The 965-nt window shown below is 40.4% G+C and carries 1 pseudogene; it reads right to left on the bottom strand.

Features of this window, described 5'->3' with window-relative positions:
• Positions 1-798 (bottom strand): annotated as a pseudogene (locus HT736_RS11425) (IS1380 family transposase); the annotation flags it as partial.
• Positions 799-965: the final 167 nt, after the last annotated feature.

The following is a 965-nucleotide window of genomic DNA, read 5'->3' as shown; positions in this document are numbered from 1 at the left end:
GGGGCAAGATGGTTAAGTCCTCATCCTGTGGGCAAGGGATCCAAGACGGCTCAGAACAGTATTTTTCTTGAGTTTTATGAGGTAGTATTGCCCTGTTTTTTCAATTAAATCGTATAATTTTGGGGTCGCAAAGCCACTATCCATTCGAAAGAGAAGTTGATTAAACCGTTCTAAAACAGGTGTGATAAAGCTGTCTGCCTCTTCAGAACAATAACGATTACCAGGACGAAGCTGGGCATTGAAACAATAACCTGTCTTCCCCTCGAAAGCATAAAGAGGATGATAGCCATGAGCACGATAGTGGGCGTTATAAGCAACACCTTCTTGCTTGCCATAAGCTGTGAAATGGGTAGAATCGATATCTACAATGAGTTGGTTTAGCTGGTGAAACTGTAAAAAGAATTCGACCAATTCAAGGTTGAAGCATCGCAAACTATGGACTGTTTCCTCGTCAGTTCTGGAAAGAAAACGGGATAAGGTTGGCTGTGAAGCAAGCTGCCCTCCTTCCAACAATTTTGGAAAGTAGGCATCAGCTGACAATTCTTTACAAGCATAGTCCGTTCCATAGCCTGTTAACAGTTGAAAGAGGAACTGGACAAGGATATCTGAATCCGAATAACGACAGTAGCGGCGTTGGTCATTCGTTACTAAATACTTAGAAATCCGCTCTTTTAGTTTCAACTGGGAAAAAAGTTCCTGAAAAAAGATAAGACCACCATACTGGGTTAAATGACCTCCATCGAAAGATAGTTGGTAAAAAGACTTGTTTTGGAAGTGATGATTTGGTAAACTGTTCATGTGAGTTTCCTTTCTTTTTGTGTTTTTTTCTACACTTATACCATAAAGGGGAAACTCTTTTTTGTCTAGTAAAAAACACCCATTGGGTGAAAAAAGAAACCATCCAGGATCTAAGCTAAGGCAAGGATTCTGGAGGGTTTTTAGATTAGGGGTGAATAATTGGGGTT

The sequence above is a fragment of the Streptococcus sp. 339 genome (genome assembly GCF_013277285.1).
Taxonomy (GTDB): domain Bacteria; phylum Bacillota; class Bacilli; order Lactobacillales; family Streptococcaceae; genus Streptococcus; species Streptococcus pseudopneumoniae.
Note: the sequence above shows the minus strand (reverse complement) of the source record. Positions and strands in the feature narration are given on the sequence as shown.